Origin of the sequence: Bacillus sp. FSL K6-2431 (genome assembly GCF_038005165.1) — a bacterium.
Taxonomy (GTDB): Bacteria; Bacillota; Bacilli; order Bacillales; family Bacillaceae; genus Bacillus; species Bacillus pumilus.
Window position 1 is genome coordinate 1,549,503 of the sequence record NZ_JBBOSQ010000001.1, and the last position, 15,249, is coordinate 1,564,751.

General features: G+C 36.5%; 15 protein-coding genes, 7 tRNA genes and 1 pseudogene. 8 read left to right on the forward strand and 15 right to left on the reverse strand.

Features of this window, described 5'->3' with window-relative positions:
• The first annotated feature begins 140 nt into the window (after positions 1–140).
• A complete protein-coding gene (gene bglS, locus MHH40_RS07740; RefSeq protein ID WP_003214284.1) occupies positions 141–872 on the forward strand; it encodes a beta-glucanase in 732 nt (243 codons plus the stop codon).
• Positions 873–914: 42 nt separating this feature from the next.
• On the opposite strand, the gene MHH40_RS07745 is transcribed toward bglS, so the two are convergent.
• Complete coding sequence (locus MHH40_RS07745; RefSeq protein ID WP_050945617.1) at positions 915–1,316, reverse strand: MerR family transcriptional regulator; 402 nt, start codon at positions 1,314–1,316, stop codon at positions 915–917.
• A gap of 217 nt (positions 1,317–1,533) precedes the next feature.
• On the opposite strand from MHH40_RS07745, the gene MHH40_RS07750 reads away from it, so the two are divergent.
• Entirely contained in the window at positions 1,534–2,583 is a 1,050-nt protein-coding gene (locus MHH40_RS07750; RefSeq protein WP_050945614.1) for an NAD(P)-dependent alcohol dehydrogenase, read from the forward strand.
• Between the two features lie 249 nt (positions 2,584–2,832).
• Positions 2,833–3,294: a CarD family transcriptional regulator gene (locus tag MHH40_RS07755; protein WP_003214090.1), complete on the forward strand. Its 462-nt coding sequence runs from the start codon at positions 2,833–2,835 to the stop codon at positions 3,292–3,294.
• Positions 3,295–3,574: 280 nt separating this feature from the next.
• Here MHH40_RS07755 and MHH40_RS07760 read toward each other — a convergent pair whose 3' ends face one another.
• The 4 genes from MHH40_RS07760 to MHH40_RS07775 all read right to left on the reverse strand — a co-directional run bounded on the left by MHH40_RS07760 (position 3,575) and on the right by MHH40_RS07775 (position 6,154).
• Positions 3,575–3,778, reverse strand: coding sequence for a cold-shock protein (locus MHH40_RS07760; protein WP_003214229.1), 204 nt, complete (start codon positions 3,776–3,778; stop codon positions 3,575–3,577).
• A 354-nt stretch (positions 3,779–4,132) separates the two neighbouring features.
• Complete coding sequence (locus MHH40_RS07765; protein ID WP_050945610.1) at positions 4,133–4,510, reverse strand: hypothetical protein; 378 nt, start codon at positions 4,508–4,510, stop codon at positions 4,133–4,135.
• 362 nt (positions 4,511–4,872) lie between these two features.
• On the reverse strand, positions 4,873–5,673 hold the full coding sequence (locus tag MHH40_RS07770; protein ID WP_050945601.1) for an alpha/beta fold hydrolase: 801 nt from the start codon (positions 5,671–5,673) through the stop codon (positions 4,873–4,875).
• A gap of 145 nt (positions 5,674–5,818) precedes the next feature.
• Positions 5,819–6,154, reverse strand: a complete 336-nt coding sequence (locus MHH40_RS07775; RefSeq protein ID WP_034620215.1) for a winged helix-turn-helix transcriptional regulator — start codon at positions 6,152–6,154, stop codon at positions 5,819–5,821.
• 177 nt (positions 6,155–6,331) lie between these two features.
• Between MHH40_RS07775 and MHH40_RS07780 the strand changes: the two genes are divergently transcribed.
• A complete protein-coding gene (locus tag MHH40_RS07780) occupies positions 6,332–7,324 on the forward strand; it encodes an NAD(P)-dependent alcohol dehydrogenase (protein WP_050945598.1) in 993 nt (330 codons plus the stop codon).
• Positions 7,325–7,454: 130 nt separating this feature from the next.
• Here MHH40_RS07780 and MHH40_RS07785 read toward each other — a convergent pair whose 3' ends face one another.
• The gene (locus tag MHH40_RS07785; RefSeq protein ID WP_050945593.1) at positions 7,455–7,796 is read right to left on the reverse strand and encodes a hypothetical protein; all 342 of its coding nucleotides are present in this window, start codon (positions 7,794–7,796) and stop codon (positions 7,455–7,457) included.
• A gap of 235 nt (positions 7,797–8,031) precedes the next feature.
• Between MHH40_RS07785 and MHH40_RS07790 the strand changes: the two are divergent.
• Positions 8,032–8,175, forward strand: a pseudogene (locus tag MHH40_RS07790) (tyrosine-type recombinase/integrase); the annotation flags it as partial.
• Positions 8,176–8,673: 498 nt separating this feature from the next.
• A complete protein-coding gene (locus tag MHH40_RS07795) occupies positions 8,674–10,521 on the forward strand; it encodes a DUF4365 domain-containing protein (protein WP_340900886.1) in 1,848 nt (615 codons plus the stop codon).
• Positions 10,522–10,766: 245 nt separating this feature from the next.
• On the opposite strand, the gene MHH40_RS07800 is transcribed toward MHH40_RS07795, so the two are convergent.
• Positions 10,767–10,964 carry a hypothetical protein gene (locus tag MHH40_RS07800; RefSeq protein WP_199852795.1) on the reverse strand — a complete coding sequence of 66 codons (198 nt, stop codon included), beginning with the start codon at positions 10,962–10,964 and terminating at the stop codon, positions 10,767–10,769.
• Between the two features lie 169 nt (positions 10,965–11,133).
• Between MHH40_RS07800 and MHH40_RS07805 the strand changes: the two genes are divergently transcribed.
• Positions 11,134–11,478: a hypothetical protein gene (locus MHH40_RS07805; protein ID WP_034620217.1), complete on the forward strand. Its 345-nt coding sequence runs from the start codon at positions 11,134–11,136 to the stop codon at positions 11,476–11,478.
• 221 nt (positions 11,479–11,699) lie between these two features.
• Entirely contained in the window at positions 11,700–12,257 is a 558-nt protein-coding gene (locus MHH40_RS07810) for a hypothetical protein (protein ID WP_050945580.1), read from the forward strand.
• 177 nt (positions 12,258–12,434) lie between these two features.
• On the opposite strand, the gene MHH40_RS07815 is transcribed toward MHH40_RS07810, so the two are convergent.
• The 8 genes from MHH40_RS07815 to MHH40_RS07850 all read right to left on the reverse strand — a co-directional run bounded on the left by MHH40_RS07815 (position 12,435) and on the right by MHH40_RS07850 (position 15,166).
• Positions 12,435–12,518: transfer RNA gene (locus MHH40_RS07815), tRNA-Leu, on the reverse strand.
• Between the two features lie 48 nt (positions 12,519–12,566).
• A tRNA-Leu gene (locus MHH40_RS07820) sits at positions 12,567–12,649 on the reverse strand.
• A gap of 7 nt (positions 12,650–12,656) precedes the next feature.
• Positions 12,657–12,732: transfer RNA gene (locus MHH40_RS07825), tRNA-Lys, on the reverse strand.
• Positions 12,733–12,762: 30 nt separating this feature from the next.
• Positions 12,763–12,837: transfer RNA gene (locus tag MHH40_RS07830), tRNA-Gln, on the reverse strand.
• Between the two features lie 21 nt (positions 12,838–12,858).
• A tRNA-Glu gene (locus tag MHH40_RS07835) sits at positions 12,859–12,930 on the reverse strand.
• A 9-nt stretch (positions 12,931–12,939) separates the two neighbouring features.
• A tRNA-Ser gene (locus MHH40_RS07840) sits at positions 12,940–13,030 on the reverse strand.
• A 4-nt stretch (positions 13,031–13,034) separates the two neighbouring features.
• A tRNA-Asn gene (locus MHH40_RS07845) sits at positions 13,035–13,109 on the reverse strand.
• A gap of 209 nt (positions 13,110–13,318) precedes the next feature.
• A complete protein-coding gene (locus MHH40_RS07850) occupies positions 13,319–15,166 on the reverse strand; it encodes a sigma-54-dependent Fis family transcriptional regulator (protein WP_340900887.1) in 1,848 nt (615 codons plus the stop codon).
• Positions 15,167–15,249 lie beyond the last annotated feature (83 nt).

Below are 15,249 nucleotides of genomic sequence, written 5' to 3' on the forward strand. Positions count from 1 at the left end.
CGTAACTTCCTATGAAACAAGAGAAAAATCTAGCAAAAAATCCTCTTTAATATCATATATTAGACCGATTTTCCATTTCGAGAGAATCATGTATGATCAATTAAGAAAACGCTTTCAAAACAAGAGAGGGGAATGCCTACATGTCTTACCGTGTGAAACGAATGTTGATGCTGCTTGTCACTGGAATCGTCTTGAGTTTGTCCACATTTACTGCGGGTGCCTCGGCCCAAACAGGCGGGTCGTTTTATGAGCCTTTTAACAACTATAATACGGGGTTATGGCAAAAAGCAGATGGGTACTCGAATGGAAACATGTTTAACTGTACGTGGCGTGCAAACAATGTCTCCATGACGTCGTTAGGGGAAATGCGGTTATCGCTTACAAGTCCTTCCTATAATAAGTTTGACTGCGGAGAAAATCGTTCCACTCAAACATATGGCTACGGGCTTTATGAAGTCAGCATGAAACCAGCCAAAAATGTTGGGATCGTGTCTTCGTTCTTTACTTATACAGGACCGACTGATGGTACGCCTTGGGATGAAATTGACATCGAATTTCTAGGAAAAGATACGACAAAGGTTCAGTTTAACTACTATACCAATGGTGTAGGGAATCATGAAAAGATCGTCAACCTTGGTTTTGATGCAGCAAACTCTTATCACACGTATGCATTTGACTGGCAGCCTAACTCGATTAAATGGTATGTAGACGGACAATTAAAACATACTGCCACTACTCAAATCCCTCAAACCCCAGGAAAAATTATGATGAACCTGTGGAATGGTGCAGGTGTCGATGAATGGCTCGGCTCCTATAACGGTGTTACACCACTCCATGCGCATTATAACTGGGTGCGTTACACAAAAAGATAACCACATTACAAAACCTGTGACTTGTCACAGGTTTTTCTTCATTCAAATGGAATTGGTTTTTAGTTGATGAACGAGCTTTTGTTCATAACTGTGGATAATATCTTCATAACTTTCTATCTTGTAATCTAACCGCTTAATCGTCTCTTCGATTTCCTTTTGCTTTTCTACAAGTCTTTCTCTCTCATTGACCAAAATACTTTTCCGCGAGGACAGGGTATAATCCTCGCCCTCGATAAATAAAGCCGTATATTCTCGAAGTGCATCAATTGAGAGACCCGCCTTTCTCATACATTTGATAAATTCAATCCACTGAATATCCTCTTCTGCATAATCACGAACACCGTTTTCATCACGACGGATCGGTCGAATTAACCCAATATTCTCGTAGTATCTGAGCGTAGCAGTAGATAAATCAAGCTGCTTGGCGGCTTGTGCTATTTTCATTGTTTTCACCCTTCTCTTCTTCTCTCACCTTATGAAAAATGAAATTCCTTATTTTTATCATCTCCAATTTGATAGAGAACGCAAGATCCTTTTGGCTCAATTCTTTATTTAAGGATGTTGAAAAGCCTGAAGAGGGTTCTCTATTGACTTAGAGTTTACTTTAAGACGTACAGTATAGAAGTAGAACAGAATCTTACTTTTGAAAGGATGATCCAGAATGTGTCAGACGCACCAATCAAACGTTTTAAGTGTTTCACATGCAAAAGCGAATTTTGAACGGACAACCATTGAACGAAGAGCGCTTCGTCCACATGATATTTTAATTGATATTCAATTTAGCGGGATCTGTCATTCAGATATCCACAGCGCCTTTGATGAATGGGGCGGCGGTATTTTCCCAATGGTTCCGGGTCATGAGATTACTGGAGTTGTTGCGGCTGTCGGTGATGCTGTGACGAAATTTCAGATTGGAGACCGTGTAGGCGTTGGCTGCTTTGTTGATTCCTGCGGCACCTGTGAATATTGCCAAAACGGAGACGAGCAATATTGCACGAAAGGAGTCGTCCAAACCTATAGTAGCATTGATTATGACGGAGAACCAACTTATGGCGGCTATAGTCAGAAGATTGTCGTGACAGAGCGCTTTGTCGTCAGCATTCCAGATCAATTATCCCTTGATGCCGCAAGTCCTCTTCTCTGCGCTGGCATTACCACTTATTCTCCGTTAAAGCACTGGAAGGCAGGCCCGGGTAAAAAAGTGGCCATCGTCGGGATGGGTGGACTCGGTCATGTGGCCATTCAATTCGCACGTGCACTTGGCGCTGAAGTCACGGTATTGAGCCGCTCTATGAATAAAAAAGAAGAGGCACTGTCATTTGGTGCAAAAGACTATTTTGCCACAAGTGATCCTGATACATTTAAAACATTAGCCGGTCAATATGACCTCATTCTCAATACAGTCTCTGCCAATATCAATGTAGACGCCTATTTATCCTTACTTCGCGTGGATGGAACCTTAGTGAATGTCGGTGCACCGCCTAATCCAGATCAATTCCATGTCTTTTCATTAATTTCCGGCCGCCGTAGCATTGCTGGTTCACTCGTTGGCGGCATCCAAGAAACACAAGAAATGCTCGATTTCGCAGCTGCTCACAAGATCGCACCACAAATTGAAGTGATTAACGCAAGTCAAGTTGATGAAGCGTATGAACGTGTGCTGAAAAGTGATGTGCGTTATCGGTTTGTCATTGATATTTCGACATTATGATCGGATTCTATCTGGAAAGACCAGCTCAATAGCTGGTCTTTTTTAATGGTGGATATCCTGTTTTTCTTGTAGTGAGATTTTAGAGGATATGTTCAAAAATCATCCAACATTTTCATGAAATCATCTCTTTTTTTTTAGAACTAAATTTATTGACAAAAAATAAATAAACATGTTATTATTAAAAATTTGATTATTTTATCTCTAAGTGTGGTACCCTTAAAGTAGATACATGATATGGAGGCGGATGATATGTTTCAAATTGGTGATAACATTGTTTATCCAATGCACGGAGCAGGTATAATTGAAGCCATAGAAGAAAAAGAATTTTCAGATGAAAAACAACAGTATTATGTGATTAATATGTCAATCAGTCATATGAAAGTGATGATTCCAACACGGAAAATATCGGGTTCACGCATTAGACCTGTTACAGATATACTGGCATTAAACAATGTGATGGACATTTTCCAGCATGGCGAATCAGATCAAATACCGACATGGAAAGAACGGCATACAATTAATACAAACAAAATAAAAACGGGTAGCATCCAAGACGGTGCTGAAGTTGTACGTGACCTGATGCGTATGAAAAAAGAGAAAGCACTAAATGCAAGTGAAAAGAAAATGCTAGATGATGCCCATGAATTTTTGCTAAGTGAATTAGAGGTCATCAAAGGGATTACAGAAAAACAAATCAAAAGTTTCTGTTAAGAACTCTGCCGTCTTTTGGGCATCCCTCACCATTTTTGAATTCAGGTTCTCTGATCCACCCTTCAATTAATGAAAGAAAAAAGAATTTATTTAGGCAAATTCCGCATATTGTAAATCCAATATGCTATACTGTTGATAAACCTTTGAAGCATGAATTTTTTTACGATTACCTTGTAACATCTCCCTACTTGTACGCTGAGTAGGGTTTTTTATTGAAGAAATAAATGAAAGCACAAAAAAACAGGCTCTCTACAGAGAACCTGTTTTAAAAAAATGAAGATTAAGCAGTTTTTTGAACGTTAGCAGCTTGAGCTCCACGAGAACCTTGCTCTACGTCAAATGTTACTTTTTGACCTTCGTCTAAAGATTTGAATCCGTCACCTTGGATAGCTGAGAAATGTACGAATACATCGTCGCCTTCTTCACGTTCGATAAATCCAAAACCTTTTTCTGCGTTAAACCATTTTACTGTACCTTGTTCCATGTTTGTTGCCTCCTAGTGCGTTATCACACAATGTATTATACTATCCTTGCCCAAAGTATCCTCAAGACGAAAAGTCTTTCTTCATGCTATCCTTTACGCCGAACAAAAATAATTAATCTTATTGTAACATGATTCGGAAATAATTGCAATTTAGGATTTAAAAGAGCAAAATCAACGATCATACTCAATTTTGTTCTTCTCTGACTTTAAACTATTTTTTTGCAAAAAGGGTGTTCAATCCGAAAGGAATAAACAAGTTTATAACGTCAATCCATTTTTCAGACATCTTTCAGCTTTATTTAAAAGTAAGGAATAACGAAACATTAATGTACTCTTAGAAAATTGATTTTTATTTTAGTTAAGGTTAGCATCTTTATTCCTATCAATTCTTAAAGTTACTATAAGACTAGCTACGCTGGCTAAAGTTCCTACAACAGAAACAACAATTGTTAAAAAATCCGGAATAAGAAATCCTATTGGAATGAGCCCCAGAAAAGATAGAACAATAAAACATTGGTATACACTAGATATAGTTCTCACAATCAAGTGACTGAAAAAGGACATCACTAAAGGAGGAATGAATAAACATACCATTATTCCAATTGATATTATTAAGATGTGAGGCTGATCAAATGAAATGACATGATCCCCAGGGGAATTTTTGGCAGCCACTAGCAAAACAACTATAGACATCATGAGAGTAAGTAAAACTAGAGAAAACCTTTTTATCATGTTATAACTCCTTTGGTTGATCTTAAGCGACTTAATTACTTTTTATCAAATTATCTCATTATAACCTTTATTTAACAATATGAAAGGAAACTAAAAGCTGAATAAAAGAGCTTATTCAGTTCTTTTATGGACAACAATCACATCATGACTGACAACTATTCTTTAGAGGATAGTAATTAAGATTTCACAGCTAGCATACAATCGATGTATCTTGTGATCTCTTTCTAATAAAAGAGCACACAAAAAAAATACCAATGGTACACGACCCTTGGTATTTTTTAGAGATGCCCGAGAGGACTTGAACCTCCACGGGGTTATTCACCCCTGACTCCGATTTGCACATATTTTGCACAAAACCTAATCTATTTCTTTACATTTTCTGACTCAAGTCTGATTAACCAGTTATGAACTAATGAGTTAAATACATCGGGTTGTTCGATTTGCAAGTTGTGGCCAGCCATATCAAGCACTGCAAAGGTTGCCCTTGGATAGTCTTCGATCAGCCGCCACGCATCGTGATATCCAACTACATTGTCTTGACGCCCTGTGATAATGAGCGTGGGATACTGAAATTCAGATGAAATGTCGAAGGTATAGCCATATCCATTTTGAAGAATGTTATTGATGAATTCATGATTTGTTTGTTTAGAAGGAAGGTAAATTTCATCTCGAAACCTCTCCCATTCCGGTTTTCCTTGCACAACTGCCATGGAGGAAAATTCATCCGTCTCCTCTGGAGAGAGTTGTGATATCAAGCTGCTGTCACTTTTTAGAACGGTCTTCTCTGGCACGACTCTTTTATCGAATACAGGTATAGTCATTGGGGCCACAAGCAGTAATCCACGAACGGTTTCCCGGCGTGAATGAACAATACCTCTAGCTATGTACCCTCCATACGAATAACCACAAACAATAAACTGTTCATCAGGAATAATCTCGTCCAAAAGACGCAATACCGCTTCTAACATATCATCTGAGTTCTGAATAGATGGATGCGGCTCGGAACGTCCCATCCCCGGTAAGTCTATGTATATTCTTTTCCAACCGCTTTGTTTTTCAAATACCGGTTCCAATGCATGTAACATCACTTGATGGTCAAGTGTCCAACCATGTAATATTACAATTGGAAATCCTTCTCCAATGACTTTATGGTAAATTGACATGTATTTGCATCCCCTTTTCTAGCGCTTTCCTAGTAATCTCAAGCTTTTTTGTTGTTTTTCTTCATCATAGCTTAAAGTGAATAAAATCTTTGTTAGGAAGCTATGCTATGATTCCCTAACGAACTTCTCACGTAGATGGATTTTATTATGACTTTGATTTTTTTAATTGGTTTTCGCCCCATAAAAGAAGTTGTTCAAATATAGGGATCAGCTCTAGTCCTGCCCCAGTCAATGAATATTCTACTCTTGATGGAACTTCATTATACTGAACTCGTTGAACAATTCCATTTTCAATCAGGTCCTTTAATGATTGATTGAGCATTGTTCCTGTAATTCCATACACTTTACGCTTTAACTCATTATATCGAATCTCCTTGTAACTACATAGTACAGCTAAGATTTTCAAATTCCATTTTCCCGCTAATATATTTAATGCATAACTCGCTGGAGCTATCGCTTTATTCAGCTCACTTTCAGTCATATTTTATCCACCCCTTAGTCAGTTTTTCCTTCCTTAAGCAGTTTATATTGCGTACTTGTTAAATCAATTCCATTTATTATAATCAAATATGTAAACCGTGTCATCCATGTAATAGAGAGCAAAATTGATTATAAAACCCTTCAAGTTAATACTTTTTCAAGGAGATGGAGTGAGTAAATGAAAAATGAAAAGATGCGTGCTGCACAATATTCTAAATATGGATCACCGAATGTTCTTTTTGAAGATTCTATATCAAAACCTGTTATAGAATCTGGAGAAGTACTCATTCGTGTACATGGGTCGAGTGTAAACTCTATGGATACACTGTTTCGATCAGGTAAGTTAAAACTATTAACGGGTAATCAATTCCCTAAAGGGACAGGAGCAGATTTTTCTGGAGAGGTTGTTGAAGTAGGATCGAACGTAAAAAGTTATCAATTAGGTGATAAAGTGTGGGGGGTTCTTCCTATGAATCTCAGGAGCCAAATTGGTAGTGCCGCTGAATATGTAGCTATATCACCTGAGAAAATATCTAAAACTCCTACAAAGATTGATCTCATACAAGCCGCGGCATTGCCTGGCGTAGGTGCTACTGCAATTATTGCCTTAAAATATCAAGCTAAACTTAGAAGAGGCGAAAATTTACTTGTACGTGGTGCAAGTGGAGGAGTCGGAAGCATTGCGATTCAAATTGGAAAAATGTTAGGTGCTCATGTAACTGCTCTTGCAAACGAAAAACATCTCACTTTTCTTCAAGAGCTAGGTGCAGACGAAGTACTTGATTATAAAAAGACGTATCCTACTGATCTTAAAAAGTTTGATGTAGTCATGGACACAGTTGGAACTGACCTCAAACATTATAGGCGCCTGCTTACAAAGAACGGAAGAATGGTTACTATTGGATTTCCTAGTTTTTCGTCTTTCATATATATATTAGCTTCAACTACTTTCGGTTCTCGTAGAGTTCGCACATTCAGCGCAAACCCCAAAAATGAACTTTTAAAAGAATTAGCATCTTATGTAGATTCCAACAAGGTCAGACCAGTTGTTGATAGCATTTATGTTTTATCTGATGTTGCCAAAGCTCATCATTCCTTAGAAACTGGAGGTGGACGAGGAAAACGTATCATAAATTTACTTGATAAAAAACAAACCATCATTTCAGGATAAAATGGACGCTAGTTTCTTGTAAAAGGCGTTATCAAGCGGGGCTTTAGATGGATTGAGATCAAATTCTAAAAATCGATGAAATTAAAGAAAAGTTTAAAAGGAGTGAATAAACACTCCTTCTAAACAAAAATTATGAACGGTGTACTGTAATCTTATAAATGAGACGCTTATCGTTTTTATCATAGGCATAAACCAATGCTACGCCAGTTGAAGAATGAGAAGATACAACTCCAGTAGAACTAATGCTAATAATATTACTGCCGTGGATGATTTCCCATCTTGTAAAGCCGCTTAGCAATGTAATACTTCGATTCAATCGCATGTGGTAATCCATATCGATTTTATTGGCAGGTTGTACATTATGCTGTACATTCGCAGGTTCTTGGGCAGATGCTTGGTTTGTTAAAGCTGGAAAAGCTAATGAAGAAATAGATAATACTGAAACAATTAATCCCTTGTTAAGTTTATTCATAATATCCTCCCTAAAATTTGGTTTTTGATCAAAATATATTATAACATGTAAATAATTTGTATAATAGGTTATTTTCCCTAAAATATATTAACGCTTTTCAACTTACAAAACTTATTAGAAAATATCATGTGTGTGTTTTTTCCTATAATAAATCTTTTTGTAAGCATGATGAAAAATAAAATACCACACTAAAAACTTGTAATGATTAATGGAACATTAAAAGCGAAGTTTTGAAATATTAATTGATCAAGAAGAAGAATATCATACAATCAAAGAAAGACTAGGACATGCATCTATTCGGACAAAAATAAACGTATATGGTCACTTATTCCCTAACAAACAAAAGGCTATGGCTGAAAAATCGGACGACATTATATAAAAATATCGATCTCAAACAAAAAAGTCCACTTACTTAAGGTGAGTGGACAGATTTATTTAGAAGTTAAAAACCAAAGGTCTATAACCTTTGGTTTCTTAGATGCGGCCGAGAGGACTTGAACCTCCACGGGTTATTCACCCACTAGGCCCTCAACCTAGAAAAAATTTTATTCCTCTTACGAAAAGTTGATTTCACTACAATTACAACAATAGGCTTTTTATGTTCAATATCATTAATTCCAAAAAAAGTTGGGCAAAACAAGGACATATTCAGTACAAATAAATATCTATTGTAATATATTAATCCATTCTCTTCAATGGCTTATTTGCCTTGATTTCAATAAAATAAAAATCCCAAATGAAAGAAATAATTGTTATTATAAGTATTATGAAGAAAAATTTATAGGGGAAAGCTCAAATTCTCCCGCCTATATAAATAAGGTCATAAACGTAAATGTTGATGTACTTGGAAATTACGCTAAGGTAAGGAGATATTTAAATGGTTTCAAAAATAATAGATGAAGAAATTCCTCATAGAGATGAAGAATCAATGGATAGACTAATTATTGAAAATTTGGCTTGTTTGGAAATTAATGAATTAATACTTCAACCACCCTTCCATTTAGTAGGTAATATTGCTCTAAATGATAAAGGAATCTCTTATGACGGTGAAATACTTGTTTATAACAGTAATCATTTAACCAAAGAAAATGCTGTTGGCGAAGTTAAAATTCAAATTAAAGGAACGACAACTTATAAAAAAGTCCATAAAAAAAGTAACATAAAACATCAAGTCGAGAAATCAGATTTAGAAAATTATTATAAGTTTGGGGGAGGAGTCTTATACTTCGTCGTAACAATAAATAAAAGAACAAATAAAAGACAGGCATACTATAAGATTTTAGCTCCATTGGATCTAAAAGCCCTCTTACTGAAACTTGATAATAATAAAAAAAATTCCATTTCAGTAGAGTTTAAAAAATTAGAAAAGGGTTCTTTAGAATCTTTATGCAAATTATTTATAAAACTCGTAAGGAAACAACCTACCCACTTCATTGAGTTTAGTGAGCATAGGAATTTCACAAATTATAAAATAGACATCAGTGATATCAACAGCGATTCTTCTGATTTATTTGACAGCACTGCCTATGTTTATGGATTTACAACAGACAATTTAGAGATTCCTATCAACGTGGTCCAATTAGACAAAATTAAAAGAGGATACAGAGAAAATATTGCATTAAATAATGAAGAAATTAATATTTACTATGAAATAGTCGAAACGGAACGCTCTTATGAAATATTAGTAGAAAACACTTTAAGTATTAATTTAAAAAAAGGGAAAAAGGGCGGATCTTTTAAATTAGGAAGATTGCAAACTCTTGGTTCATATATGAAGTCTTTAAAGATTATAAATTATTTTATTTTACATGGAAAACTTCCATTCCATTCGTTCGATCTAGAAATGAGTTTAGACAATCCAAAAAAATTCAAGAATATTGAGGAACACATAAAAAATCATCAAGAGTTAATAACCGTTTGCAAACAAATAGGATTAAACGAAAATTATGTATTTAATAAAGAAGAAAATTTATCATCTCTATTTAACGGTATCCTTGATATATTTAAGAATAAAAAATATAACTTGTTAAAAATTAAAAACGAACAAAAATTGCTAGACATGAGAGTATATGCAATTGATCTTTCTGATTACGTAAGAGTCAGATTATTGTTTTCTGAAAATAAATTCTATAATTTTTATAATAATGAAATACTCTCTAAAGTAGGAGGCTTAATACCGAAAGGAAAGCTACCTAAAGAAGGTAAGTTTCCATTACATGAAAATTGGGAGAACTATTATCAGAAAGTAAGTTTTTTCTCAATACTAGATGTAGAGGATATAGAAAAAGATGCAAACTTTAATTTTGAAGTTGTAAAATCGTCTTTTTCTGATACTTATCATGACTTCAAGACTCATCAAACAATAGTTATTTCATTAGTTTATATAAATTACTATATTAAATATCATAATGAAGAATTTTTAGATTTCGCTCTTGATCTAAATAATCGACATCTCTTGCATTATCCAGAAAATCATATTCCCAAAATTAATACTTATCTAATAAAAATTTTAAGAGGAGATTCACTTTCAGCAGAAGAACAAACTGACATCATAGATATAGGAGAAAGAGCCGAGAGTGCTGAGGATACAACTTTGATGTTTGCCTGTGAAGTCTTATTAGGATCTAAGGAGAAGGCTAGAAGAAAATTAAACAATATTGGAGAAGAAGAAAGAAAAGAATTGATGAAATACCCTATTTATCACCAATATCAAAATTTAAATTAGCATACTTTTATTTTAAAGAAGAGGAATGGAATTTTTCCTTTCCTCTTTATACTTGCAGAACAGCAATTTCTGTTTAATTGTAAGTGTTTTTTCACATTGTTTTTTACTAGAACCACACACCAAAACCTTCATCATATAACTATCCATATCCCACAGAGTTTTCTTAACTCCCTACACGTTCAGCTAGTATTTGCATTTCTTCTCTAAATGAGCTGTCAGAATTAGCTTTTTCATTTTTGTTTAGCTCACCCGATATAGCTACACTCCCGACTATCATCAATGCCAAGATAATCATTTTTATTTTCATATATGATTTCTCCTTTTTTAATTTCTGTTCTAGCTAGGTTGACAATATGATAATAATCACTAGCCATTTCAAATCTTCCAGCTCTTCTAAAGTATTCAGCTGCTTCTAATGCAAAGTCTTCAATATCACTATACATTTTCCTACTTTTTAAGAACCCAAAACATCGGTCTAACAAATGCTTATCTTCTTTTAAATACAGACCTTGAAGAATGTTAAATTTCGAAATATACTCGACATCCATACAATTCAAATATTTTACATGTTATGATGAATTTGTAATAAAACCAAACTGAGGGGGAAGTATTATGAATAAACTTTACAAGGGATTAATTGTTTCAGTATTATCAATTTCTTCATTAGCTCTTCCAGCTTTAACAAATCAAGCTTCTGCGCAAGAACCTGCAAAAATTCACAATATAGCAAAGCCTACAAATGAAATTGGAACGGTCGATTTCCATATGCTAAGAAACTCAAACGTTGGATTGCTGTATGGCTATACAAGATGGGAAATCATCTCTGGCAGTCACCTTATTAGCATTAGTTCTAGTGGTGTCGTATCTTCTTACTCATCACTGGGCACGGCGTTGGTTTATGCCTATGATATAAACGATAATTACGTCATTTTTAAGATTACAGTTGAACCTCGATAATTTTGTTTAGAAGGAGTGGTCTACTCACTCCTTCTAAAATTTTCTACATCGATTTTTAGAAACAAAAAAGAACAGTCTTTTGACTATCCTTTAAAAACTCATACCCCCAATTCTTCAGAGGACTCCGATAGGCAGCTCAATAGAAATGCACTCCCCTATAAAATAATGTATAATTCTTCTCAATCACAATTATGGCATAATATGGTTAAAGGAGTGGTTATATGTCTCATTTCTCTTTAGTTTTCAAGCAGAATTCTCCTTCATTTTTTGAATCAAATGATGATTATTTAGCCAAAAAAGAGACAAAAACAACACCTATAGAGATTTACCAAACAAATAAAGAGGTTAAATCTTTAGCTCAACTAATTGTATTAAAAAATAATGTGTCAGACAATAAACTGAACCCAGTTTTTGAAATCAGCAAAAATATGAAAGTAACTTTAAACGAACTATTTTATTCTCTCGATTCACCTAACGAAATTAAGTATGAACTACGTGTCTATTATGGCCAAGCCCAATTTATAAGTGCAAACGGACACGATATTATAAAGTTCACAACAGAACTACATCATAAGAATCACCCAAATGAAATCGTGACTGACACACCTTCTATTAAAATTTTCTCTTCTAAGTTCAATGAATTTAGACACCTGAAAGGATTAGTGAGTTATCTAAATATCGATAAAACTTTTACTTGTTATTATTTCGGTTTTCCAAAACTAGACCGATTTATAAGATTCATACCTTACTATTATAACAACCTGTTTATCGAGTATTAAAAATTTCTCTGCAATCATCAACGAGTTTTTCCATATCAAGTATATTTAATGTTTTAACACAGTTCATATAATGCTCTTACTCGAGAAATATAATATTATACAAATTTTTCTCTCCAAAATAAGAACATTGAAAATAAAACAAAAAAACCAAAGGTCTACAACCTTTGGTTTCTTAGATGCGGCCGAGAGGACTTGAACCTCCACGGGTTATTCACCCACTAGGCCCTCAACCTAGCGCGTCTGCCATTCCGCCACGACCGCGTGTATGATGTGCTCATATATTCATAAGTGCACTGTTTGAAAAAACAATGCGGGTGAAGGGACTTGAACCCCCACGTCATAAAGACACTAGATCCTAAGTCTAGCGCGTCTGCCAATTCCGCCACACCCGCGTGACAATGGTGAGCCATGAAGGACTCGAACCTTCGACCCTCTGATTAAAAGTCAGATGCTCTACCAACTGAGCTAATGGCTCATCTGCTATGCAGAAAAACATATAAAAAAATGGCTGGGCTAGCTGGATTCGAACCAACGCATGACGGAGTCAAAGTCCGTTGCCTTACCGCTTGGCTATAGCCCAACGAATGAAAAAAACAAAACATGACCCGTACGGGATTCGAACCCGTGTTACCGCCGTGAAAGGGCGGTGTCTTAACCACTTGACCAACGGGCCATAAAATAATGGCGGAGAAGGAGGGATTTGAACCCTCGCGCCGCTCGCGCGACCTACACCCTTAGCAGGGGCGCCTCTTCAGCCACTTGAGTACTTCTCCATTATGGCTCCGCAGGTAGGACTCGAACCTACGACCGATCGGTTAACAGCCGATAGCTCTACCACTGAGCTACTGCGGAATAATAAGACATGTTTCATTATATATATGCCAGAAAAATGTGTCAAGAATTTTTAAGCGTTTCATTCCTGCTCAATTTGCGACGGCTTTTATAATTTAACATATACTAATATAACAGTCAAGCCTTTTTCCATGCCATTTGTTTAACTTGGCAGAAAGCCCCCGACCTCTTCAAGTAGACCAAGGGCTTTGATGCAGCCTTCCATGAGATTAAGACAGATGAAACTTTCGCATCCACTTATAAAAAGTACTTCTTGGCACTCCTGCTAGCCTCGCTGCTTCTGACACATGACCTTTCGTTTTATGCAGTGCGTCTATCACTGTTTGCTTTTGAATGCGTTCCCTGAATGTGAGTTCTTTTGGAGTCTCGGTACACTCTGCTGGATGCAGCTTCTGCTTTTTCTGATCAATCGCCTCTAATACTGATGCATATTGCGATTCACAAATCCATCCGCCTTGCGGAAAGAGGACCCTTAGATGTTCAAATAGGTTAAAAAGCTCTCGTATGTTTCCTGGCCAATGATACTCCTGCAATTTCTGAAAAAATGATTCCGGAAACGCTGCATTCCAGTGGTGCTTCTTTTGGTAATAACGATATAAATCATGAATGTCTTCTTTTCTTTCTCTAAGCGGCGGAATGTTGATCGGATAGACATGAAGACGGTAATACAAGTCTTCTCGTATTTTTCCTTCCTTCAGCAGTTCGTTCATATTACTGTGAGTCGCTGTAATGATTCGAATATCCAAAGGGATTTCGTGTGTCCCGCCAAGCGGTACGACTGCCCTTTCTTCTATCACCCGAAGAAGCGCTACTTGCATCGCATATGGGATTTCGCCTATTTCATCTAGAAAGAGTGTTCCTTTATGAGCTTGTTCAAATTTGCCTTTAGCTCCATGACGTTTTGCCCCTGTAAATGCCCCTTCAGCATAGCCAAACAGCTCACTTTCTAACAGGCTTTCAGGAATGGCTCCGCAATTAACAGCAATAAACGGCCCTTTATGCCTTTCACTGGCGGAATGAATGGCTCTAGCGGCGAGTTCCTTCCCTGTCCCTGTTTCTCCCCAAATATACACATGAGCATCTGTTTGTGCTGCTCTCTTCATCTCGTTAAGCGTCTGTTGAAATACCTTACTTGTTCCTGATTCCCCGGGAAATTGAGCAAAAGAAACGGTGATGCTGCTTTTCGCTGCTTCTTCAAGGGAAAGGGACATGCCTAGCACCTTCCTGTCTTGCTCTGATTGAATGATCTGCTTTCCCCGAATAACAAATGGATGACCCTTAAGCCGCTCGACATCCATTCCATACCAGTCTGAAAATCGTTCTCTAATCGACCTGCTGGCAGACACAATTTGCTTTTTTTCATTACAGACCACATACGGTTCGTCTGTTTCCACCTGCTGGAGACAATGAGTGATGAGCTCCAACTCTCTCCTTTTTTGCTGGACTTGAATTTCTCTCTCGATGGCATAAGCAACCGTTGAAGCCATTCCAAGCATAAAAGGGTGCTTGTTATCCGTCATACAAGAGATGTCAATCACCCCTATGATTGTACCACCTGCATCGCGAATAGGAGCGGCTGAACAACTCCAATGGTGAGAGGCGATAGAAAAATGCTCAGTTCCGTTGATCGTCACCGCTTCTCCGATGACGAGTGCCGTTCCGATCGCGTTTGTCCCTACATCTGTTTCAGTCCAGCGTGAACCCTCCATAAAATTAATTCTTTTTGCTTCCACCATCGTTCTTTCGCTTCCTGTCAGACTTAGCACATAACCGTCTGCATCGATGAGTAAGGCCAGCATGTCAGATTCTTTTAATTGCTGACTGATTTTATTTAAGTAAGGAAGAGCCGCATTTAGGAATAATGAATATTTCTTTTTTTGGGCACTGAAACGCTCCTTTTCTAACAACGACTGTCCTTTATCTAAATACGGATTCACATTTGCCTGTTTACACCTGTGCCATGATTCTACCACTCTCTTATTCAGACGAGACTGATCAAGCAAACCTTCACGAACAAAACGTTTCCACGTATTTAAATAACAAGGCGTCGGATTCATTCCATCCTCTCCTCTAGGGGCTTTTTATTCATTATAGATAATTATAAAAGCGCTTTCAATTATCATTAGCTAACCCTAGAAGT

What these genes read in the sequence shown, in the direction of transcription:
- MHH40_RS07780 (WP_050945598.1), top strand. Translation starts at nt 6,332, where the DNA reads ATGAAAAATGAAAAGATGCGTGCTGCACAATATTCTAAATATGGATCA.
- bglS (WP_003214284.1), top strand. Translation starts at nt 141, where the DNA reads ATGTCTTACCGTGTGAAACGAATGTTGATGCTGCTTGTCACTGGAATC.
- MHH40_RS07775 (WP_034620215.1), bottom strand. Translation starts at nt 6,154, where the DNA reads ATGACTGAAAGTGAGCTGAATAAAGCGATAGCTCCAGCGAGTTATGCA.
- MHH40_RS07765 (WP_050945610.1), bottom strand. Translation starts at nt 4,510, where the DNA reads ATGATAAAAAGGTTTTCTCTAGTTTTACTTACTCTCATGATGTCTATA.
- MHH40_RS07770 (WP_050945601.1), bottom strand. Translation starts at nt 5,673, where the DNA reads ATGTCAATTTACCATAAAGTCATTGGAGAAGGATTTCCAATTGTAATA.
- MHH40_RS07800 (WP_199852795.1), bottom strand. Translation starts at nt 10,964, where the DNA reads ATGTATAGTGATATTGAAGACTTTGCATTAGAAGCAGCTGAATACTTT.
- MHH40_RS07755 (WP_003214090.1), top strand. Translation starts at nt 2,833, where the DNA reads ATGTTTCAAATTGGTGATAACATTGTTTATCCAATGCACGGAGCAGGT.
- MHH40_RS07805 (WP_034620217.1), top strand. Translation starts at nt 11,134, where the DNA reads ATGAATAAACTTTACAAGGGATTAATTGTTTCAGTATTATCAATTTCT.
- MHH40_RS07760 (WP_003214229.1), bottom strand. Translation starts at nt 3,778, where the DNA reads ATGGAACAAGGTACAGTAAAATGGTTTAACGCAGAAAAAGGTTTTGGA.
- MHH40_RS07785 (WP_050945593.1), bottom strand. Translation starts at nt 7,796, where the DNA reads ATGAATAAACTTAACAAGGGATTAATTGTTTCAGTATTATCTATTTCT.
- MHH40_RS07795 (WP_340900886.1), top strand. Translation starts at nt 8,674, where the DNA reads ATGGTTTCAAAAATAATAGATGAAGAAATTCCTCATAGAGATGAAGAA.
- MHH40_RS07745 (WP_050945617.1), bottom strand. Translation starts at nt 1,316, where the DNA reads ATGAAAATAGCACAAGCCGCCAAGCAGCTTGATTTATCTACTGCTACG.
- MHH40_RS07750 (WP_050945614.1), top strand. Translation starts at nt 1,534, where the DNA reads ATGTGTCAGACGCACCAATCAAACGTTTTAAGTGTTTCACATGCAAAA.
- MHH40_RS07850 (WP_340900887.1), bottom strand. Translation starts at nt 15,166, where the DNA reads ATGAATCCGACGCCTTGTTATTTAAATACGTGGAAACGTTTTGTTCGT.
- MHH40_RS07810 (WP_050945580.1), top strand. Translation starts at nt 11,700, where the DNA reads ATGTCTCATTTCTCTTTAGTTTTCAAGCAGAATTCTCCTTCATTTTTT.